The following is a 20440-nucleotide window of genomic DNA, read 5'->3' as shown; positions in this document are numbered from 1 at the left end:
CCCTCGTTGGGGAGGGGTGGCCCACCTATGGGGATAAAGCTGAAAGGCAGTTACGTCAATTCAATTGCGAAAAAGACAAGAAAAAGGGCCGGTCGATGACCGGCCCTTTCGCCAACACGTATGCTGGAAAATCAGAAATTACTCGTGATCGGCCCGGCTGGATAATATGCCGGAGCCGCTGCAGGTGCGTTGAATGTGTAGCGCGCACCAATGCGGAATTCGTGAGCGGTCAAGTCTTCCCACACTTCACGGGATTCACCCGTACCAACGTTATAAAGCTTCACGGTTTTCGCCTCGCCGAGGTCCTTATACCGGTAGCCAGCGTCGATGCTCCAATTCGGCGTGACAGCATATTCTGCACCTGCCATCAAGGCCCAGGCGAAATTCCAGTCGCCGTTGCTGCCGTCGTAGCTGGAGAACGTGCCGTCCGGATTGAGCGACGTTTTGTTGCTTGCACTCACGTATGATGCACCGATACCGGCACCGACATAAGGTGTGATCCGGTTCCAGGTCGCAAGATCGACATAACCGTTCAGCATGACTGTCCAGACGTCAATGTCGGCCTTCTCGGTTGAGAATTGACCTGCAGCTGCACAGCCACCACACGGCGCGTAGCCAGTTGCGGTTGCCTTGGCCTCATAGTCGACCGTCACATCACTTCTGAAGTAGCGGTTGAACTGGTAACCGACACCTGCACCAATCATCCAGGTGTTGTCGAGGCTCTCGCGCTCATAGCGCAGTCCACCGATCGCGGAGTCGTTGAAGCTTCCACTTGGGTCGCCGTAGACCTTGTAGCCGATGTCACCCCGCAGGTAGAAACCGCCGACGGCCGCCGGAGCGACCGGTACGTGTTCAATGACCGGCGTCGGCAAGTCTGCTGCAAAACCCGCAGTGGACAGCACAACAGCAAAGCCGGTCAAAGACAAACGTTTAAAAAATCTATCCATGTCTTCGTCCTCTTCCGATGTAGCGTCTGCATTTAATTGCCGACACACCAATCTCGAGGCCAAAAATGACGCCTATTCATTAAGGTTGACTTAACTGTGTTCTTTAACCGAGTTTTTTTACGTAAATGAATGGTAAATCTTGCCCCCTGCTTTTTACCAAACATTAAAAAAGCCAGCTGAATCAGCTGGCTTTATTGTTAAGAACATAAGCGATTCCAAGAGGCCGCAAGCGCTACGCAGCGGAAGACGCAACAACCCCGGCAATATCGTTCACAACTTGTTTAACCAAATCCGCGTCATCGCCTTCGGCCATAACCCGAATCAACGGTTCTGTCCCAGAGGCTCTGATCACGAGACGTCCGGATGTGCCGAGGCGGGCTTCGCCGTCCTCAATCGCAGATTTTACCTCGGAATGCTGAAGCGGCGCACCGCCTTTGTAGCGGACGTTTTTCAGGATTTGCGGAACAGGTTCAAACCGGCGGCAAACTTCTGACACAGGTTTATCCTGCTGCTTGATACAAGCCATAATCTGAAGTGCGGCAATCAGCCCGTCACCTGTGGTCGCGAAGTCCGACAGCACAATATGACCGGACTGCTCCCCGCCCACGTTGAAGCCATTGGCGCGCATATGTTCGACCACATAACGGTCGCCGACTTTTGTGCGCTCAAGTCCGAGCCCCAGATCCCCCAAATACCGTTCCAAGCCAAGATTGGACATAACAGTTGCAACGATACCGTTGCCCGCCAAGCGACCATTGGCTTGCCAGGATTGGGCAACCACCGCCATCAGCTGGTCACCGTCAACTACAGTTCCGTTTTCATCTACGATGATTACCCGATCCGCATCACCATCAAGGGCAATGCCGATGTCCGCGCGCACTTCATGAACCTTCTTGGACAACGCATCTGTGGACGTCGACCCGCAATCCTTGTTGATGTTAAACCCGTCCGGAGAAACGCCCATACGGATTACATCAGCACCGAGCTCAAAAAGAGCATCCGGCGCAACTTTGTAGGCAGCTCCGTTGGCGCAATCGACAACGACCCGCAGGCCTTCCAGGCTCATTTTGCGCGGCAGGGTGCGCTTTGCAGTTTCGATATAGCGCTCTTGGGCACCATCAATCCGTTTGGCACGCCCAAGCTCCTGAGCGTTGGCGAGATGCGGTGTCAGATCGCTTTCGACGAGGGTTTCGATGGACTTCTCGATTTCGTCACTCAGTTTGAAGCCATCAGGCCCGAAGAATTTGATGCCATTGTCCTGGAAGGGATTGTGAGATGCGGAGATCATCACACCAAGATCCGTACGCAAGGAACGGGTCAACATCGCAACGGCAGGGGTTGGAAGAGGCCCAAGCAGGAAAACATCCATACCGACTGATGTGAAACCCGCCACCAGAGCATTTTCCAGCATGTAACCGGATAGTCTCGTGTCTTTTCCGATGACAACGCGATGGCGATGCCCGCCATTCTTGAACACCAGGCCCGCCGCCATGCCGATCTTAAGTGCCATCTCCGCGGTCATTGGATAGGCATTCGCCTGCCCGCGAATCCCGTCGGTGCCGAAGAACTTGCGCATAAACCAAACCTTGTCGTTTTCGAATCTTTGTCGTTGTAACCGAGATTTCCGGCGCCGTGTGTCACATCTTATGAGCAAATGTTACCACCAGCAGCCGGTTCATATCTATTCAAACACATGAAAAGTGCCCGGTGAGACACCGGGCACTTTTGTTGTTCAGTCGTAGAGCGTATTAGGCCTGTGGCTGAGGCTCCATGCCGCCGCTTGGCTCATCGCCGCCGCGCTTGGCTCCCGCTTTCGGCACCGCAGAGGACCGGCCAATCGGCTGATCGTCATCAGTGTCCCGCACCGGCGGCTTGCCATCCAGCAAGCCCTTGATCTCATCGCCGGAGAGCGTCTCGTATTCGAGTAGACCTTTGGCAATGCTGTGCAATTGGTCTTCGTGATCACCAAGGATTTTCTTCGCTGTCTCATATCCCTGATTGACGAAGGATTTGATTTCAGCATCGACGATCTTCTGGGTCTCATCCGCCACGTTCTGGTTCTTTGCGACGGAATGACCGAGGAAAACCTCTTCCTGGTTTTCGCCGTACAGCAATGGCCCAAGCTTGTCGGACATACCGAATTGGGTTGCCATCGCGCGGGCAAGTTTGGTCGCCATCTGGATGTCACCAGATGCGCCTGAGGTCACCTTCTCATATCCGAAGATCATTTCTTCGGCAACGCGACCACCCATGGCAACAGCCAAATCGGCTTTACACTTGGCACGTGTCAAAGACACCTGATCTTTTTCCGGCAACCGCATGACCATACCAAGCGCGCGCCCGCGCGGGATGATCGTTGCCTTGTGGATGGGATCAGAAGCTTCCTGATGAAGAGCGACAAGTGCATGCCCGGCTTCATGGTAGGCGGTCAGCTTCTTTTCTTCCTCAGTCATCACCAAGGTGCGGCGCTCTGCACCCATCATGACCTTATCCTTGGCGTCCTCGAACTCGGCCATCGTGACCAAGCGCTTGGACCGGCGGGCGGCAAGAAGGGCGGCCTCGTTCACAAGGTTCATGAGATCGGCACCCGAGAAGCCTGGTGTGCCGCGTGCCAGTGTGCGCACATCGACATCCGGAGCCAGTGGCACTTTCCGCATGTGGACCTTGAGGATCTTTTCGCGGCCAGTCACGTCCGGGTTCGGAACGACAATCTGACGGTCGAACCGGCCCGGGCGCAGAAGCGCAGGATCAAGTACGTCCGGACGGTTGGTTGCCGCGATGATGATGATGCCCTCGTTCGGCTCAAACCCGTCCATCTCGACGAGAAGCTGGTTGAGCGTCTGCTCACGCTCATCATTCCCACCACCAAGGCCTGCACCGCGGTGACGGCCAACGGCGTCAATCTCATCGATAAAGATGATGCACGGTGCATTTTTCTTGGCTTGCTCGAACATGTCGCGCACGCGGCTTGCACCCACGCCGACAAACATTTCCACAAAGTCAGAGCCGGAGATCGTGAAGAATGGCACGTTTGCTTCACCCGCAACCGCACGGGCGGTCAGGGTTTTACCGGTACCCGGAGGGCCGACCAGTAGCACGCCGCGCGGAATCCGACCGCCGAGCCGCTGGAATTTTTGCGGATCACGCAAGAACTCAACGATTTCCTGAAGATCTTCTTTAGCTTCATCTATGCCGGCAACGTCTTCGAATGTGACCCGGCCGTGCGCTTCGGTCAGCAGTTTCGCTTTGGACTTGCCAAAGCCCATGGCTTTGCCGCCAGAGCCTTGCATTTGCCGCATTACGAAAATCCAGATGCCAAGAATGATGAGCATCGGAAGCCAAGAGAACAGAGCGCCGAGGAGCGGTGAGCTTTCAGCCGGCGGACGAGCGTTGATCAGGACGCCTTTTGTGCGAAGTTCCTCGACATATTGCGCGCCTTCGGGCGCGTATGTCTGGAACGGACCCGTCGTCGAGCTGCCGGAGATCTTCTGTTCCTGAATTGTCACCGATCGCACGTCACCGCGATCGACTTTATTCATGAACTCAGAGAAAGCGATCTCGTCCGTTACGCTGTTCTGTGTTGGGCTCTGAAACAGCTGGAACAAAGCGATCAGCAGAAGGGCGATTATCACCCAGAGCGCGAAGTTGCGAAAATGTGCGTTCATTTCTATCCCTTAACCGCCCGACGCGACTTTATTAGAATGCGCGCGGTTACATTTCTTTTAGCGAAGATAGGTCGCCCATAGCCCTATGCCAAGGTGGTGCGCCATATTGCGCATGCACACTGACTATTTTCTTAAGACACACCCCTAACAGATGTTTGCGCCCGCGAAAACCGCGGAAAACCTAAGACCCCTCAAGATCTGTCCTATAGTTACCGGCCAATTTTACCGGAACGGGGATACGCTGAAGTGAAATTTCGCACCCGCCACGCCCTGCATCATGCCAGATCAATGAGGCCGCACACCGAACGCCCACCGGCCCGTTTCCAATCCAGAAAACCGGCGCGCTTTCAAACGCCTCCTTTGGCCACCCATTTGGCCAGGAAACCTGCCGCCGGTCGACCGGCGCATTGAACAGCGGGCCGAGGCTGACAGCCATACTGCTCGAAGGTGCGCCGGCGGCGGCTTGAACATCGAACAAAAATCGGGCATCCCAATTTCCCTCTCCGCGGAGGTTCTCAAGAACCTCAGGCGGTGATCGGCCGATTTCTTTCCAAACAAATAGAGTATCCCGTTTTATTTCCAGAACGGCTCCACCCAATGTTTGGCGCCCTGCGTTGTTGTTCAAAATCCAGTGATCGAGGGCTTCGATCTTCCGTAACTTCGGCTGATAAACCCGGCCCGTTACCCGCTCGATCATGAGAATGAGCAAACGCAGCCTGAATTCTTCTGACTGGGCGCGAAACACCAGTGTCGAAGTCTTGACCGGTCCTGCCGGATGTTCCTCGACATGCTGTCGAAAAAGCTCCGCGAGGACCATCTCCAGAGCTTCGCGCGCACGCCTCAGCTGCCGTGCTGTTGTGGCAATCCGGCTCGGCGACAACCCCTCTTCGGAGAGAGTGCTCGAAATCGACCGCAAACGGCTGCGCTTGTATTTCAAACTCTTATTTGAAGGATCGTCACACCATTTTTGATCCCGTTCTTCTAAGGTTGCTAAAAGACGGCTTTTGGGCACACCGAGAAACGGGCGCAGCAAACGAAGACCGGCAGGTCCTTCAGGTTCATCTGAAGCCATGGCGCCAAGCCCGTTTAATCCGCTCCCACGGGTCAAACGATCGAGAAACGTTTCAGCCTGGTCATCGAGATGATGCGCGAGAAGAACGGCCTCAAAACCCGACACAGCTGTCTGTTTTGCGATCAACTGGTATCGCGCGCCGCGCGCCGCCTCTTGAACACCAGTTTCCGGCTTGTCATCCGTCCATTTCAGAATATGGCAGCGCAAACCATGTTGTTCACTCAGTTCCCGAACAAAGCACGCTTCTTGAGAGCTTTCTGGACGCAGTTGGTGATCAACAACGACCACCTCGCACGCTCCTTCCCAGTTTCGTCTCGATCGCCATTCACAAAAGGCGAGCAGCAAACAAACTGAGTCTCCACCACCGGAGACAGCAAGAGCAATTTTTGAGAAGTTTTTCAATGAATGAAATAGTTGGTCAATTTCCCGGTCAGTGAGCCCGGAATACGGATCCGGCTGGTTACGAACACTGGGCACTTTGGCGTTCATCCCGCGCTTGTGACAAAACCGCCGGCGCAGCATTTGGAAATTTGCTCAAGAGTTCTGAAAACGTCGCGCAGGCAACATCAGTTTCCCCGAGCCCGCGAAGCGACACGCCGAGCTTCAGCAAACTGTCCGGGCTTTTTGAATTGCCAGGATGATCCCGGTAGGTTTTCAAAAATGCGTCCGCTGCCTCGCGGAAGTTCTGCTGGGCCAGGAGGCTTTCGCCGAGCCAGTACTGCGCATTTGCCGCCAGTTGATTGTCCGGATAGCTCTCCAAGAAGGTACGAAAACCAGCCTCTGCCGCAGCATAATCTCCATTCACTGCCATGGAATATGCTCGGTCGTAATCCGTCCGCGGGTCACCACTTCCAATGATACCGGCAATCTGGTCATCGTCTGTCGAGAACTCTGGGCTGGGCGTGGTGTCTTGCGCTGCTCCCGGTGGCACGACCTGACCTTGTGCCAACGAAGACAAATCAATCGGTCCATTCGACGGAATGCCTGAGCCGGCTTCATATCCGCCCGATTGGGACCAATCACCATCTCCAGAACCGTCGGCAGGAAGGGTTGCTAATCCACCGCCGGGTGCGACCAGGCCTTCAGACTGAGGTGTGCCATCCGGCACCAGCCCAGGTGAAGCGTCCGACCGTTTGCCGGGCGTCCCGCCTTCAAGCTGCTGAAAACGGTATTCGTTGTCTTCCTGCATCCGGCGCATTTGATCCTGCAATTCACGCATTTGAAACGCCATTTGCTCGATTTGGCCGGTTAAGACCCGAATTTGCTCTTCCAACTGTCCGATACGGACACTGGAATCGTCATTCCGTTTACCGAAAAGTTGCGCATGAGATGGCGTTGCCACTGAGATGAGCATTACGGCCAATACAGGGCATACCAGCCTGTAAAACTGTTTCATTCGTCCCTCCGCTGTGCAGCCACTTGTCATATACCAATACCGATAAATGGAAAGCCATCTGATTGGCAGGGAGAGGTACTCACCCGGATGGCCGCACGCTGAATTCTAGCGCAAATGGCGCTCCGAGTTCGGCCAAATTTTGACAAACAAGCCTGGAAACGGCGTGTTTTTGCTCCGGGCAAATAAAAACGCCGGGCAAAAACCCGGCGTTTGTAGCGTTATTCGAGCGTTGATCAGTTGGTCGCGTTGTTCAACACAGTGACCGCCCGCCGGTTCTGAGACCAGCAGCTGTTGTCGTTACAAACGGCAACTGGCCGTTCTTTGCCGTACGAAATCGTTTTGATCCGGGAGGCAGAAACACCCTGGGATACGAGGTAATCACGAGCAGCTTGTGCACGTCTTGCACCAAGCGCAATATTATACTGGCGGGTACCGCGCTCATCAGCATGACCTTCAACGGTGATCGTGTACTTAGAATACCGGCTGAGCCACTTCGCCTGATTGGCCAGCGTTGCCTGACCTTGCGAGTTCAAAGTTGATTGGTCCTCTTCGAAGAACACTCGGTCCCCGACATTCACCACGAAATCCTGTCCGGTCCCCGGCTTGACGTTTGTCGCCAATCCGTCCGGCTTCGTTTGCGCACAAGCCGCGGCAAAAAGGACTGCAAAACAGACTGCAATCCAACGCGCGCCACTGGAGGCACTCACCATATTGAACATTCCTGTCTCCTTACCCCAGCCCGCGACACCGGCTTTTCCAATGTGCCCAAATATCTTGGTAAACGCTTTCTAGCCAAAGTCGGTTAATGCGCTCTCAATAAGGCTGGTAAACAAATCGTTATTCGTTGTCTCAATCGATCAATGGCGACCAAGACGGATCTGATGCAAATGCCGGGGTTTCCAGCCTTTGTTCATTGTATCCGGTTAAGTCTACGGTCCATACTTGAGGACCGCCATTGGCCCCGGGAGTATCGCGGAAAAACACAAGCACGCGGCCATTCGGAGACCATGCTGGCCCTTCGTTATGATAGCCCTCAGTGAGAACCCGCTCGCCTTTCCCATCAGGCCGCATCACGCCAATCATAAACCGGCCCTGGTGCTGCTTGGTAAAGGCGATCAGATCGCCCCGCGGAGACCAGACCGGTGTCGAATAGCGCCCCGGGCCAAAGGAAATCCGCTGAGCTTGGCCGCCAGATGCACTCATCACATAAAGCTGCTGTGAGCCTCCCCGATCGGATTCGAACACAATGCGTTGGCTGTCCGGGGAGAACGACGGGCTCGTATCAATGGCAGCTGAATTGGTCAAGCGGGTCGTCTGCCGCGACCGCAAATCCATCTTGAAGATGTTTGCATTGCTACCCTGCTGCAAGCTCATGACAACACTCTGCCCATCGGGTGAGAACCGCGGTGCAAAGGTCATACCTGGAAAGTTGCCTACAATCTCCCGCTGACCGGTCTCGATGTTCAAAAGGTACACGCTTGGATCCGCACCGGCATAAGACATGTAGGTGATTTCCTGGCTCGTCGGCGAAAAGCGCGGTGTCAAAACCAGATCATCGCCCCGGGTAAGGTACCGGACATTGGCACCGTCCTGATCCATCAGTGCCAAGCGTTTTACGCGCTTATCTTTCGGCCCCGTCTCGTCGACAAACACAATGCGCGTGTCGAAATAGCCTTTTTCGCCGGTGATGCGCTCGTAAACGGCATCCGCAATGATATGAGCGAGTCGCCGCCAGTTTTCCGGTGTCGTATAGAACTGCTGTCCGAGCATTTGTTCTGCAGCAAAGACATCCCAAAGCCGGAATTCAGCGCGCAAGCGGCCATCGGCCTGTTTGGTCACGGTACCAGTGACAAGCGCCTGTGCACTGATCGTGCGCCAATCCCCGAAGCGCGGCGTGGAATTCACGCTCATGTTCTTCTGTATGAAGCTCGCCGGGTCCAGAGGATTGAAGAGACCGGACCGTTTGAGATCCGCCGCGATCACCGCGGTCATGTCGGCAGCCAGTTTGCTGTCGCCACCTTCGGCGGAGAACTGCGGCAGGGCAATCGGCAACGGTTCGACATTCCCTTGAGTGATGTCTATTTCGACCAGGGCAGCGACCGGTAGCGGGGTTAGTGCTGCGAACAAAAAAACGAAGCCGCCGCGAACGCGGGCCGAAGACCCGACGATCCCTAGAAACTGTTTCCAAATCTGACGCATGAGCAATACCGCTCCTTCACCTTTGGGTTCCGACTGCGAAATCGGCTTAGCCCCCGAGCATCTCTCTCGGGTCAAAATTGATAATCACTTCCTGCCACGCATCATATTTCGCTATTGGCAGGCTGTAGGGCTGGCAACGCATCACGGCACGGACCGCACTGCTTGCTGCTGCGCGGAAGGCCGGATTTGCATTGGAATTCATGACTTCCGGACCATTGGACACTTCGCCGTTCTGCGACAGGTTGAAACGAACCCGCACATTCAGATCTTCCGCACCCACTGCCCCGACAGGAGGGCTCCAACACATGGCAACTTGGGAGCGTAACGCATCCAACTCCGACTGTGTCATGCGGATGTTCGGCGTACCTTGTCGTGTTCCCAGCGAAGCAGGCGTTTCGGGTTGCCCGCCGGTCTGGCCAGCTGGTTCCACCTTGTTGAGCAGGGCCGCAACGTCGCTGACAATGGATTCGTCCCTCGGTTCCTGCCGCTGCGGCCGTGGCGGTGCCGGTTTTGTCCTTGGCGCAATGCTTGTCAGGATCGGCTGAACTGCCGGTGCGGCTTCCTGCTGCGGCACAGGCTCCGGTTCAGGAGCCGGCTCCGGCTCAGCAGCCGGTACCGGTTCGGGCGCAGGTGCAGGTTCTGGGGCGTCTTCAGGCTCGGCGACTGGTTCCGGTTCAGGCGGCGTCGGAGTTGGCGCTGGCGCCGTAGTGGGAGGCGACGGCTGCTGAACTTGACTATCACCAGGTTTGTCGGCCGGTTGCGGGGTCTCTTCAGCCGGTGTATCGCTCGGCTGAAGCGCTGCAACGTCCCGGACTTCCGCGTTTTTTTCACCCAAGCGAAGCTGCGTAAATTCCTCGATTGGAACGAGATCCACCGGCAGCGTTTCGACTTGAGGAACGGAAAAACTCTTCGCGTCCGGAAAGGCAATCAAGCCCCAGACCAAAAAGACCGAGTGACCGGCCAAAGACGCAATGAGACCTGCGCGCATTCTGCGTTACGAGTCCCGTTCTTCCAGAGTGACAAGGCCGAGCCGTTTAAAGCCAGCCGCGTTGATCCGGCCCATGAGTTTCATCATGGTGCCGTAATCAGCATCCTGATCTCCGCGCACATAGATGCGCTCTTCGTACCCATTGGCTGCAATCGCCTCCAGTTTGGGAACGACTTCATCAATGAGGATCGGAGTATCCTGAATGAAAATTTCGCCTGCCGAATTGATGGAAATCGTTATCGGTTCGGTGTCCCCTTCAAGGGCCTTTGCACGTGTCTCCGGAAGATCGATTGGCACGCCAACCGTCAGCAAAGGCGCTGCAACCATGAAGATGATGAGGAGCACCAGCATCACGTCGACGAAGGGTGTGACGTTGATCTCACTTATCGGCAGACTGCGCCGGCGCCGCCGGCCGCGGCGGCCTCCGCCTGCTTGTCCACCTCCGGCCTGCATGCCCATGGATCAGACCCTCTCGTCGATCTGCCGCGACAAGATCGCGGAGAACTCGTCAGCAAAGCCTTCCATACGGGCAACTGCCCGACCGACATCCGAAGAGAATTTGTTATATGCGATAACCGCAGGAATGGCGGCCAGAAGACCCAGAGCCGTCGCGAACAGGGCTTCGGCAATCCCGGGCGCCACGACCGCAAGGTTGGTGCTCTCAGAGGCAGCAATTGCCTGGAATGCGGTCATGATGCCCCAAACGGTTCCGAACAGTCCGATGAACGGAGCAGATGATCCAACGGTCGCCAGGATCAGCAACCGATTTTCCAGCCGCTCCTGCTCGCGCTGGATTGTCACATCCATGACCCGGTCGATCCGTTGCTGAAGGCTGCCAATTGCCGGACGTGCGCCCTCGTGACTGCGCTTCCACTCCCGCATGGCTGCGACGAACAGCGCCGCCATGGAATGGTTCACGCGATTGTGCAGCGTTCCATAGAGCTCTTCCAAAGACTGCCCCGACCAGAACACGGTCTCGAACCGGTTCATTTGCCGTTTTGTCTTTCCGAAAATCATGATCTTGTCGACGATGATCGCCCAGCACCAAACCGATGCCGCAAGCAATCCCAACATTACGACCTGTACGACAATGTGCGCTTGCCAGAACAAGGCATAGAAAGAAAGATCGCCTTTAGGCGCCGCCAATGTCGTTTCGACTAGTGTTTCCATAAACCCGATGACCTCTCGGCCGAATGATGCGTGTTGCATTCAGAGAACCGGTGCTTTGATTGCACCGGTCACGGGGGAATCCGCCCCTATTCGCCGACCGCTTCTCTGACGTTTGATTTTGTCAAAACTGGGACTGATTACGCGCAATTGAGCGCTTTACTAAAAGAATCAATTAAGGTTACTGCAAGATTAACAGCCACTCGTGAGGCAGAGTATTTTGCTGTCAGCACACTCAATTATCCGTATGCGAGTGACTAGGGACAACACTCAGTCTTGCTCTGAAGGCCTGTGTTTAAGCAGCTTCTCTGAAAGGACAGACGGCAGGCGCGTTGGTCGGCCTTCAGATGAAATGACAGCAACGGTTACCGCTACCGAAACAAGAAGCTCATCGCCTCTGTAAATGAGCTGATCAAGCTTGATCCTGGCACCCTTGTACTCGGCCAGCGACGTTCGCACTTCCAGGACATCATCTATCTTCGCAGGTTTCTGGAAATCCAGAGTCATTGTGCGCACGGCAAAGGCCAGCGATGTGCCATCGTCCCCTTCTGCCAACTCACTGTGGTGAATACCTATCAGCCTCAAAAAGTCGGACCGGGCCCGCTCAAAGAACCGGACGTAGGCGCCGTGATATACGATCCCGGTAAAATCAGTGTCTTCATAGTAGACGCGTACGGGCAGAACGTGACCGCTTTGGTCCAAACGGCCTGCAAGATCCGGCCAATCATTCACGATGCAGTCTCCAAAAATCCAAAAAGGGCTCTCCAATCACAAAACCGGAAAGCCCATAACAATTCAGATTTAGGAAGACGGTCAGGCCGCTGCAACCTCATTGAGAAATTTTTCGACAGATCCTCTCAAGCGATCCGCCTGCTGTTTCATCTCGATCGTCGCGGACAACATGTCATCGACCGCGCGTGAATTCTCGGTCACACCATCGTTGAGAGACGCAACCGTGGTGGCAACAGAACGGGTCCCGTCGGCAGCTTCGGCGACGTTTCTAGAGATTTCGTTCGTCGCAGCGCCCTGTTGCTGAACCGCATCCTGGATGGTGGATGTGTACTCATTGACTTCACCAACGGAATCCGAGACACGCGCGATTTCAGCAACCGCCTCTGTGGTCGACGCCTGAATGGCCGCAATCTGCGTTGAAATCTCTTCGGTCGCCTTGGCCGTTTGCCCCGCGAGCGACTTTACCTCAGAGGCAACAACGGCAAACCCGCGGCCCGCTTCACCAGCACGTGCTGCCTCAATCGTCGCATTGAGCGCCAGCAGATTGGTCTGCTCGGCAATTTCTGAGATCAAGGAGACCACGTCACCAATCCGGTTGGCGGCGTCAGCCAATCCGGAGATTTTGCCGTTAGACACCTGCGCAGCAGTGGTTGTTTGAGCCACGATGCCAGCCGTCGTTTCCACCTGGCGGGAGATTTCCGAAATCGAAGCATTGAGCTCTTCTGTTGCAGAGGCAACGGCTTGAACGTTTGCAGATGCATTTTCGGACGACACCACAGCGGTTTGTCCTTCGTCTGCTGCGGCTCCAGACCGTTCACGCAATTCTGCCGTGACGGCCTCAACCCGGCCGATATTGGCCTCAACCAACTCCAGAACGCCCTGGGCTTCTGCGCGGAAGCCATTGATCAACGCATCGATATGCTTCTCGCGCTTCTCGCGGGCAATATGGCCAACTTTCCGTTCAGAGGCCAGCCTCTCGCGCTCTAACGAGTTGTCTTTGAAGACTTCAATACAGCGCGCCATCTCGCCGATCTCATCTGAGCGTTCGGTCGCATCTACAGGGACCTCAAGATCACCGTCTGCAATTTGCCGCGCTGCCGCAGATAGTCCCTGGAGCGGGGCAAACATCCGGCCCGTCACCCACCAGATGAGACCAACGATTGGAACCAGGCACAAAAACCCGGAAATAACCGCACCATAAGTAATTCGGTCAGCAGCAGCGGACAGCTTGGTCTGGAGAACAGCATCCACAATCCCGAACGGGGTACTTGCGAATGAGGCGTCAGCTTCCGCATACCGATAGTCGTTTTCGTCCAAAACAAGCGTTTGATTGCCCGCATAGACCGCTTGCTTGTCGTGGACGACTTCAGCAGCCCCTGTCTCGTCCAGACCGACCAACTGCCCGGCGGTGTCAATCAGAAAAACCTTTTCGCCATCTTCAAGTTCACCCGATCCGCTGACCAGGTTTGCGAATTTGGCCATGTTCACAGAGAAGGCTGCGGCACCAAAAAACCGGTCGAGATAGAAAACCGGTGTGGCGATGATCATGGAAACCTTGCCGTCTTCACCGGTCATGAAACCTGACGTAAAGATCTGGCCCGCCTCAATCGTCTCATTTGACACCGCGTCAAACAGAGGACTGAAAGCTATTTGCACAGGGTGCCCTGAGATCTCAGCATCGCCGATGTGAAACGCGAACTCATCACCCTTTGCATACGTGTAGGTGATCACACCGTCCGGAGTTGCCAGCGCCACATCCGAGAACACGCCTTGGCTGACCAAATCCTGGAAGATCGGGTGCACCACTTTGTGGTTGTTCGTGTATTGATTCCCTTCCGCCGGCTCGATCAGCAAGTGCCGTTCGTCCGGAGAATGTGGGTTGTTGGTGACATAGATCCCACGCAGGATCGCGTTCTGGCCTTCTTTGAGGTTCTTCCAGCCAACCAGTGTTTTCATCAGGCTGTTCTTGGCATCTTCGAGTGATGCAAAGAACTTTGCACTATCGGCTGCCTGACCCAAGGCGAGCTCAGCGACTTTCAATTTCGCTTTAGTTCCGCTTTGCAAAGCGGCGTCGGCCTGACCATTTGCCACATCACGCGAGAGCATCGATGTGACTGTGACAATCGCGATGCACATCGTGAGTGCACCAGCCAAAAACATAACAGCAAGTTTAGTTGAAAGCCGCTTACGCATAGGTCCCCCCAGAATTTGGACGAACCCTAGGAAAGAATTGGAAATTATTGGTTAACTAGTAAAAATCCCTACCGTTAAAACTGCAGACATCTTTAGAAGCATTTGCTCAAAGAGATAAGTTAGCCGAAACCTCAAGGAACGCTCGTCTTAAGGGTCACTGATCAGATTCGAGAAACAAACCCATTTGCGGCCCGTCCGGCCGGGAGGGCACGGCAAGGCCAAGATGCGAAAATGCGGTCGGCGTCAATATGCGTCCACGCGGTGTCCGCTGCAAAAATCCGTTTTGTATAAGGTAGGGTTCCACGATTTCTTCAATGGCATCGCGCGGCTCAGACAAGGCGGCTGCGATCGTCTCGATCCCAACCGGCCCGCCGCCGAAGTTGACGGCGATCTGATTGAGATAGCGCCGATCCAGGCTATCGAGCCCAGCGCCATCAACCTCCAGCTGCCGCAGGGCCTTATCCGCCAAGGCTCGGTCGACCTTTTCGGCACCTTCGAAAACCGCAAAATCCCGCACCCGGCGCAGCAGTCGCCCCGCGATACGCGGCGTTCCCCGGGATCGTTTCGCGATCTCAAGAGCGCCATCTTCAGCAATACCGATCCCAAGGATGGATGCACCGCGTTTAACAATGTGCTCCAGCTCTGGCACCGTATAGAACTCCAGACGAACCGGAATACCGAACCGGTCGCGCAGAGGTGTTGTGAGAAGTCCCAGACGCGTGGTGGCTGCAACCAGTGTGAATTTCGCAAGATCAATCTTCACTGAGCGCGCGGCTGGTCCCTCCCCGATTATCAGATCCAGCTGATAGTCTTCCATTGCAGGATAAAGGACTTCCTCAACGGCCGGGTTGAGCCGGTGGATCTCGTCAATAAAAAGAACGTCGCGCTCTTCCAGATTTGTCAGCAGAGCTGCAAGGTCACCCGCCTTGGCAATGACCGGCCCGGAAGTCGCCCGGAAGTTCACGCCAAGTTCGCGCGCCATGATCTGGGCAAGGGTTGTTTTGCCGAGCCCGGGAGGCCCGACGAACAAGACGTGATCCAAAGCTTCCCCACGCGCCTTGGCCGCACCAATGAAGACCTTCAGATTCGCACGGGCTTGCGCCTGACCGACAAAGTCATCAAGCGCTTGCGGGCGCATTGTGCTGTCGATCTCATCGCCCCGGATTTCCGGAGATACGATGCGCTGGTCATCCGACATGGCTGACCACCACGAACAACAAGACGAGTAGGAACAATGAGTAGGCGACTCGGATGGCATAGAACTTCCGGAACTGTTTCCGGACAAAAGGATCATCGGTCTCGATCCGGCGACCCTTAATCGCGAACGGCCGATCACCAACCGTCAGAGAAAATCGATGGTCCAGATACATGATCCCGCCGATCCCGAGCACGACGAAAGAAATCGCAATAACGGCATAGGTAAAAACAATCATCCCGCGAGCTCCTTCAGCCCAAGACGTATCAAGGTTTCCGTTGTCGCATCTTCGCCCGCAGACTGCATCGCCTTAGCAACAGCGGCACTCGCTTGAGGTTGCCCATAGCCAAGATTTGTCAAGGCCGATACGGCCTCTGCAACCGGACGAGCCGCGACATTGTCCGCCACCGTCTGAGAGACAGCAATCGTATCCTGATCAATGCTCGCAAGACCGGGCGCCTTGTCTTTCAGCTCGCTGAGGATCCGCTCTGCGACCCGTTTGCCAACACCAGGCGCCCGGGAAATCGTGGCCTTGTCGCCCAGCGCGATGGCATTGGCAACTTCGCTTGCCTTCAAGATCCCGAGTATGCCCAGCGCCACTTTTGCACCAACGCCCTGCACCGTCATCAGAATACGGAACCATTCCCGTTCGGCTTCCGCCGCAAATCCATAAAGTCGGATCATGTCTTCGCGCACAATTGTCTCGATAAACAGGACGGCTGCCTCCCCTGCCCGCGGCAAAGCTTGAAGAATCCGCGACGGGCAGTGCACCTGGTACCCGACGCCATGGACATCAAGGATCACGTGATCCTCACCATAGCTGTCGATTGTACCCTTCAGTTTTCCGATCATGCTGCCCCCCGCGCTTTGAGCTGCGCAGCCGTGGTAGCCCGGTGCTGGGCGTGACAGACGGCGATCGCGAGCGCATCGGCAGCGTCGTCCGAATTGAAGGTTGCTCGCGGCATCAAGACTTTCACCATCGCCCGGATCTGTTCCTTTTCCGCATGCCCGGTTCCGACCACGGTTTTCTTCACCAGGTTAGGAGCATATTCGGCCACAGACAGCCCGGCGAGAGAAGGAACAAGAAGTGCTACACCACGCGCTTGACCAAGTTTGAGAGTTGCACCTGCGTCTTTGTTGACAAAGGTGTGCTCGACTGCAGCCTCCGCCGGATTGTGCTGACGCACAACTGCGGTCAACCCGTCATGCAATTCGACCAGGCGCTCTGCAAGGCTCTTCTTGTTGTCGGAAGTCACGGTCCCTGAAGCAATGAAGGAGAGCCGGTTTCCGGCCGCCTCGATCATGCCCCACCCGGTCCGCCGGAGGCCGGGGTCAATGCCCAGCAATCGAATCGCATGTGTCATGGAACAAATCGGTAACAAAACTTGCCCATTGACGCCAGTTAAAGCGCTGCTTACGAACATTTCCCACAGCGTCTTTCCGCAAATTGCGAGATTGCATGTTCGACATTCTGGCGTCTTTTTCCCCACAGTTGCTGGTTTTTCTGGCGGCGATCCTGTTTGTTTCCGGGTATATCCGGGGCTTTGCAGGATTTGGCGCAGGAATGATTTTCATGCCGATCGCCGCAAGTGTGATGCTCCCTTCAACGGCGGCCGCCACGTTTCTCTTCATCGACAGCATCGTCTCATTGCCTCTGGTCCGCCGGGCACTTCATTTGTGCGACTGGTCGACGGTGCTTCCTGCAGTGTTTGGATCTGTCCTATTTGTCCATGCCGGAGCGTGGCTTCTGGCGACCATGGACGTATTGACCTTGCGCTGGATAATCAGTGCTGTCGTCGCAGCCACCCTGGCACTCGTGGTGTCCGGGTGGCGCTATCAAAAACACCCAACGCCTCCGGTTTCATTTGGCGTTGGAGCAGTATCCGGAGTTCTGGGCGGTGTCTCACAGGTCTCTGCACCGCCGGTTGCCGCTTTCTGGCTTTCCGGCAGGAACGACACGCCCGTCATCCGCGCCAACCTGATCATGTTTTTCCCGCTGGCGAGCATAGGAGCATTTGTCGCCTACATCCTGAATGGATTTTTCACGATTGAGGTCGCCCGGCTTCTGGTCATGGCCATACCGGTATACGGAATTGCGCTTTTTCTCGGGTCCAAGGGCTTTACAGGTTCAAACCAGCGGACATACAGGTGGATCGCAAACATGCTCATCGCCATTGCAGCCATCACCAGTCTGCCGCTATTAGATCCATTACTCCGCTAGTTTCGCCTGCCACTTGGCAGACTTTTCTCGCATCAAGCGGTCAAGTTCTGCCGAAAATTCTTCGGAAGTTTCGCACGTTTGCGCCAAAACACTTAAGGCAACCAAAGCCGCATCGGCCGCTTCCTCGCGCACATCGTGAAGCGTATGCGCCTTGTAGGCACTTCCAGGCGCATCGGTGACTGAAAGCACAGCTTCCGCCAACTCGCCGGTTTCCTCGGACAGTTTCAAGGTGCGCTGAAGGAGAGACTTCGGATCTGCTTGGGTGAGTTCGAAAATCTGAAACATAGCGCCGAGCTTTAGGTTCAATGATCAAAAAGAAAAACCCCGGAAAATCCGGGGTCTGACAATCGGTGTTTCGAGGGCCTTACGAAGCCAGTTCTGCCATTGTTTCTTCATCAACATCGAAGTTGGTGTAGACGTTTTGGACGTCATCATCATCTTCCAGCATGTCGATCAGTTTCATCAGCGTTTGGGCCTTGTCGGCATCGACCGGTGTCAAATTCTGCGGCTTCCAGATGATTTTTGTGGAGTCTGCTTCGCCCAGCGCCTCTTCCAATGCCTTTGCGACATCGTTCAGATCTTCAAATGCCGTGTAGATCGTGTGTCCGTTTTCATCGGATTGAACGTCCTCGGCACCGGCTTCGATGGCCGCTTCAAGAACGGCATCCGCCTCGCCGGCTTCCGGCTTGTAAATGATCTCGCCAACGCGGTCAAACATGAAAGACACAGAACCGGTTTCACCAAGAGACCCGCCACACTTGGTGAAGTAGGATCGAATGTTGGACGCCGACCGGTTGCGATTATCCGTCAAGGCCTCAACAACGACAGCAACACCGGCCGGACCGTAGCCCTCATAGCGGATTTCGTCATAACTCTCCGCATCGCCAGCTTGCGACTTATTAATCGCGCGCTGAATGTTGTCTTTCGGCATGGACTGAGCTTTGGCGTTGTTCACCGCCAGGCGCAAACGCGGATTGGAGTCCGGATCCGGGTCGCCCATCTTCGCAGCGACAGTGATTTCCTTGGACAGTTTGGAGAACATCTTGGAACGAACGGCGTCCTGACGTCCCTTGCGGTGCATGATGTTCTTGAATTTTGAATGGCCTGCCATGGCTCTTCTCGGCTCTCAGTCGGATTTGCTTTTAACGAAAACTGCGCCGCTTATAGGCAAGTTGGCACGGAAAATCCAGTTCCTGAAAATGCGGAACTAACTTGCAGACCAGAAAGGCGGCAGAACCGGTTCAAGACGCCCGCCAATTCTGACGGGTGCAATCGCTTGGGCCAGTCCGGTCCTATCATCTGTTTCGATCGCCACACCACAAATGGTCGCGGCACCAGTTGCCGGTGTGAATCTGGAGCCAGGGATCTTGCGCTGGAAGCGATTGACCGGCTCTTCCTTGTCCATCCCCAGCACACTGTCATAAGCGCCGCACATCCCGGCATCAGACATGTAGGCTGTGCCGTTTTCCAGAATCTGATGATCTGCCGTCGGCACATGCGTGTGCGTGCCAACCACCAGGCTCACCCGGCCGTCGAGGAAATGGCCCATCGCCTGTTTCTCGCTGGTGGCTTCTGCATGAACATCGATAATAATGGCATCTGCGACATCCCCAAGCGGACAGTCGCCAACCATCTTGTCAATCGCCGCAAACGGATCATCGAGTGCATCCATATAGACACGTCCCATGACGTTGGCGACCATGACCTGGGCACCATTTCGCGCGGTAAAAAGATGCGCACCCCGCCCCGGCGTCCCCGCCGGATAGTTGACCGGCCGCAGCAAACGGTCCTGACGTTCGATGTAGACGAGTGTATCCCGCTGGTCCCACACATGGTTGCCAGTGGTCACAACATCTGCACCAGCATCCAAAACATCTTGAAGGATCGCTTCGGTGATCCCGAAACCGGATGCGGAGTTTTCGCCGTTGACGATGACAAAATCGAGCTGCTGTTCTTCTACCAAGTCCGGCAGTTGTTCAATGACTGCCGTTCGGCCGACACGGCCCACCAAATCCCCCAGAAAAAGAATACGCATCAATCCTCACAGAACGCCGACTTCGCCAAACGGCCATCCATTAGCAGAACGATCGGTAACCGTCTTCCGTTAATATCCCAGCGAGGGGTTTGTCGTGCCCTTCTGCCGAGACAAGCTCCACCTCCTGCAAGGCAAACGCAAGGCCAATGCAAAGAAGCGGACCTGATTTCTCAAGAGAAGAGATCGCGGTGTCATAATGGCCTTTGCCATACCCGATCCGATTGCCCTGCCGGTCAAACCCTGCAAGCGGCATCAACAGAACATCCGGCCGCAGCTCCTCTGCATCCGGTCCAGGTGCCATTGTTCCAAAACCGGCGTCTTCCATTGCACATCCCCGGTCCAGCTTCCGGAAAATCAAATAAGGGTCTGCGACAACGGGCAAACACAAGGTATGGCCATTCTGACGAAGACGGTCCAGCAAAGGACGCGGATCGATCTCGTCCCGGATCGGCCAAAAGCCTGCAACGACTGCTCCCTCCGGGATCGGGAGATCAGAAACGTGATCGGCAAGAGCCAGGCTTTTCTCGATCCTCACGACCTCGGGCATGGCCTTGCGGCGCGCCAGAGCTTCTTTGCGGAGCCGCTGTTTTTCGTCTGCGAGTGAGAGATTTGTCGTCATGGGCGCTCATA

At 55.5% G+C, this 20440-nt stretch carries 21 protein-coding genes; 1 reads left to right on the top strand and 20 read right to left on the bottom strand.

All coding sequences use genetic code 11. The features are described from left to right. Window positions 1-131 precede the first annotated feature (131 nt). The 16 genes from SADFL11_RS20985 to ruvC form a co-directional block, all read right to left on the bottom strand. A complete protein-coding gene (locus SADFL11_RS20985; RefSeq protein WP_040452557.1) occupies window positions 132-947 on the bottom strand; it encodes an outer membrane protein in 816 nt (271 codons plus the stop codon). 232 nt (window positions 948-1179) lie between these two features. Continuing rightward, on the bottom strand, window positions 1180-2523 hold the full coding sequence (gene glmM / locus SADFL11_RS20980) for a phosphoglucosamine mutase (protein WP_008194793.1): 1344 nt from the start codon (window positions 2521-2523) through the stop codon (window positions 1180-1182). A gap of 172 nt (window positions 2524-2695) precedes the next feature. Further along, a complete protein-coding gene (gene ftsH / locus SADFL11_RS20975) occupies window positions 2696-4612 on the bottom strand; it encodes an ATP-dependent zinc metalloprotease FtsH (protein WP_008191089.1) in 1917 nt (638 codons plus the stop codon). A 181-nt stretch (window positions 4613-4793) separates the two neighbouring features. Next, entirely contained in the window at window positions 4794-6173 is a 1380-nt protein-coding gene (tilS, locus tag SADFL11_RS20970; protein ID WP_008194442.1) for a tRNA lysidine(34) synthetase TilS, read from the bottom strand. After that, a complete protein-coding gene (gene ybgF, locus SADFL11_RS20965; protein ID WP_040451018.1) occupies window positions 6145-7080 on the bottom strand; it encodes a tol-pal system protein YbgF in 936 nt (311 codons plus the stop codon). Before ybgF ends, tilS begins: the two co-directional genes overlap by 29 nt. Window positions 7081-7313: 233 nt before the next feature. Then, window positions 7314-7799 carry a peptidoglycan-associated lipoprotein Pal gene (gene pal / locus SADFL11_RS20960; RefSeq protein WP_040451019.1) on the bottom strand — a complete coding sequence of 162 codons (486 nt, stop codon included), beginning with the start codon at window positions 7797-7799 and terminating at the stop codon, window positions 7314-7316. Between the two features lie 130 nt (window positions 7800-7929). Continuing rightward, window positions 7930-9279, bottom strand: coding sequence for a Tol-Pal system beta propeller repeat protein TolB (gene tolB, locus SADFL11_RS20955; protein ID WP_008191213.1), 1350 nt, complete (start codon window positions 9277-9279; stop codon window positions 7930-7932). 46 nt (window positions 9280-9325) lie between these two features. Next, window positions 9326-10267, bottom strand: coding sequence for a hypothetical protein (locus tag SADFL11_RS20950; RefSeq protein ID WP_008189508.1), 942 nt, complete (start codon window positions 10265-10267; stop codon window positions 9326-9328). 6 nt (window positions 10268-10273) lie between these two features. Further along, window positions 10274-10726, bottom strand: coding sequence for an ExbD/TolR family protein (locus tag SADFL11_RS20945; RefSeq protein ID WP_040451020.1), 453 nt, complete (start codon window positions 10724-10726; stop codon window positions 10274-10276). A gap of 3 nt (window positions 10727-10729) precedes the next feature. After that, window positions 10730-11437: a protein TolQ gene (tolQ, locus tag SADFL11_RS20940; RefSeq protein ID WP_008192718.1), complete on the bottom strand. Its 708-nt coding sequence runs from the start codon at window positions 11435-11437 to the stop codon at window positions 10730-10732. Window positions 11438-11704: 267 nt separating this feature from the next. Further along, entirely contained in the window at window positions 11705-12166 is a 462-nt protein-coding gene (gene ybgC / locus SADFL11_RS20935; RefSeq protein ID WP_008194127.1) for a tol-pal system-associated acyl-CoA thioesterase, read from the bottom strand. An 81-nt stretch (window positions 12167-12247) separates the two neighbouring features. Beyond that, window positions 12248-14359, bottom strand: coding sequence for a methyl-accepting chemotaxis protein (locus SADFL11_RS20930; protein ID WP_008197310.1), 2112 nt, complete (start codon window positions 14357-14359; stop codon window positions 12248-12250). A gap of 154 nt (window positions 14360-14513) precedes the next feature. Further along, complete coding sequence (ruvB, locus tag SADFL11_RS20925) at window positions 14514-15557, bottom strand: Holliday junction branch migration DNA helicase RuvB (protein WP_008192220.1); 1044 nt, start codon at window positions 15555-15557, stop codon at window positions 14514-14516. Beyond that, window positions 15547-15792 (bottom strand): hypothetical protein, encoded by a 246-nt coding sequence (locus tag SADFL11_RS20920; RefSeq protein WP_008196106.1) that lies wholly within the window; start codon window positions 15790-15792, stop codon window positions 15547-15549. Before SADFL11_RS20920 ends, ruvB begins: the two co-directional genes overlap by 11 nt. Next, window positions 15789-16406 carry a Holliday junction branch migration protein RuvA gene (gene ruvA / locus SADFL11_RS20915; RefSeq protein WP_008196538.1) on the bottom strand — a complete coding sequence of 206 codons (618 nt, stop codon included), beginning with the start codon at window positions 16404-16406 and terminating at the stop codon, window positions 15789-15791. The genes SADFL11_RS20920 and ruvA overlap by 4 nt, the downstream gene beginning before the upstream one ends. Beyond that, complete coding sequence (ruvC, locus tag SADFL11_RS20910) at window positions 16403-16918, bottom strand: crossover junction endodeoxyribonuclease RuvC (RefSeq protein WP_008196595.1); 516 nt, start codon at window positions 16916-16918, stop codon at window positions 16403-16405. Before ruvC ends, ruvA begins: the two co-directional genes overlap by 4 nt. 95 nt (window positions 16919-17013) lie before the next feature. Here ruvC and SADFL11_RS20905 point away from each other — a divergent pair, with 95 nt between their 5' ends. Beyond that, the gene (locus SADFL11_RS20905) at window positions 17014-17775 is read left to right on the top strand and encodes a sulfite exporter TauE/SafE family protein (protein ID WP_008192161.1); all 762 of its coding nucleotides are present in this window, start codon (window positions 17014-17016) and stop codon (window positions 17773-17775) included. Here the strand turns inward: SADFL11_RS20905 and SADFL11_RS20900 are convergent. From SADFL11_RS20900 to SADFL11_RS20885, 4 genes are all read right to left on the bottom strand, one after another. Continuing rightward, a complete protein-coding gene (locus tag SADFL11_RS20900) occupies window positions 17764-18060 on the bottom strand; it encodes a MazG-like family protein (protein WP_040451021.1) in 297 nt (98 codons plus the stop codon). The genes SADFL11_RS20905 and SADFL11_RS20900 overlap by 12 nt on opposite strands. A 79-nt stretch (window positions 18061-18139) precedes the next feature. Next, a complete protein-coding gene (locus SADFL11_RS20895) occupies window positions 18140-18886 on the bottom strand; it encodes a YebC/PmpR family DNA-binding transcriptional regulator (protein ID WP_040451022.1) in 747 nt (248 codons plus the stop codon). Window positions 18887-18982: 96 nt separating this feature from the next. Further along, complete coding sequence (locus SADFL11_RS20890) at window positions 18983-19810, bottom strand: TIGR00282 family metallophosphoesterase (protein WP_008189430.1); 828 nt, start codon at window positions 19808-19810, stop codon at window positions 18983-18985. 40 nt (window positions 19811-19850) lie between these two features. Then, window positions 19851-20429: a 5-formyltetrahydrofolate cyclo-ligase gene (locus SADFL11_RS20885; protein WP_008188888.1), complete on the bottom strand. Its 579-nt coding sequence runs from the start codon at window positions 20427-20429 to the stop codon at window positions 19851-19853. Window positions 20430-20440: the final 11 nt, after the last annotated feature.

Source organism: Roseibium alexandrii DFL-11, from assembly GCF_000158095.2.
Taxonomy (GTDB): Bacteria; Pseudomonadota; Alphaproteobacteria; order Rhizobiales; family Stappiaceae; genus Roseibium; species Roseibium alexandrii.
The sequence above is the reverse complement of the archived record's forward strand: the minus strand, read 5'-3'. Positions and strand labels throughout refer to the sequence as shown.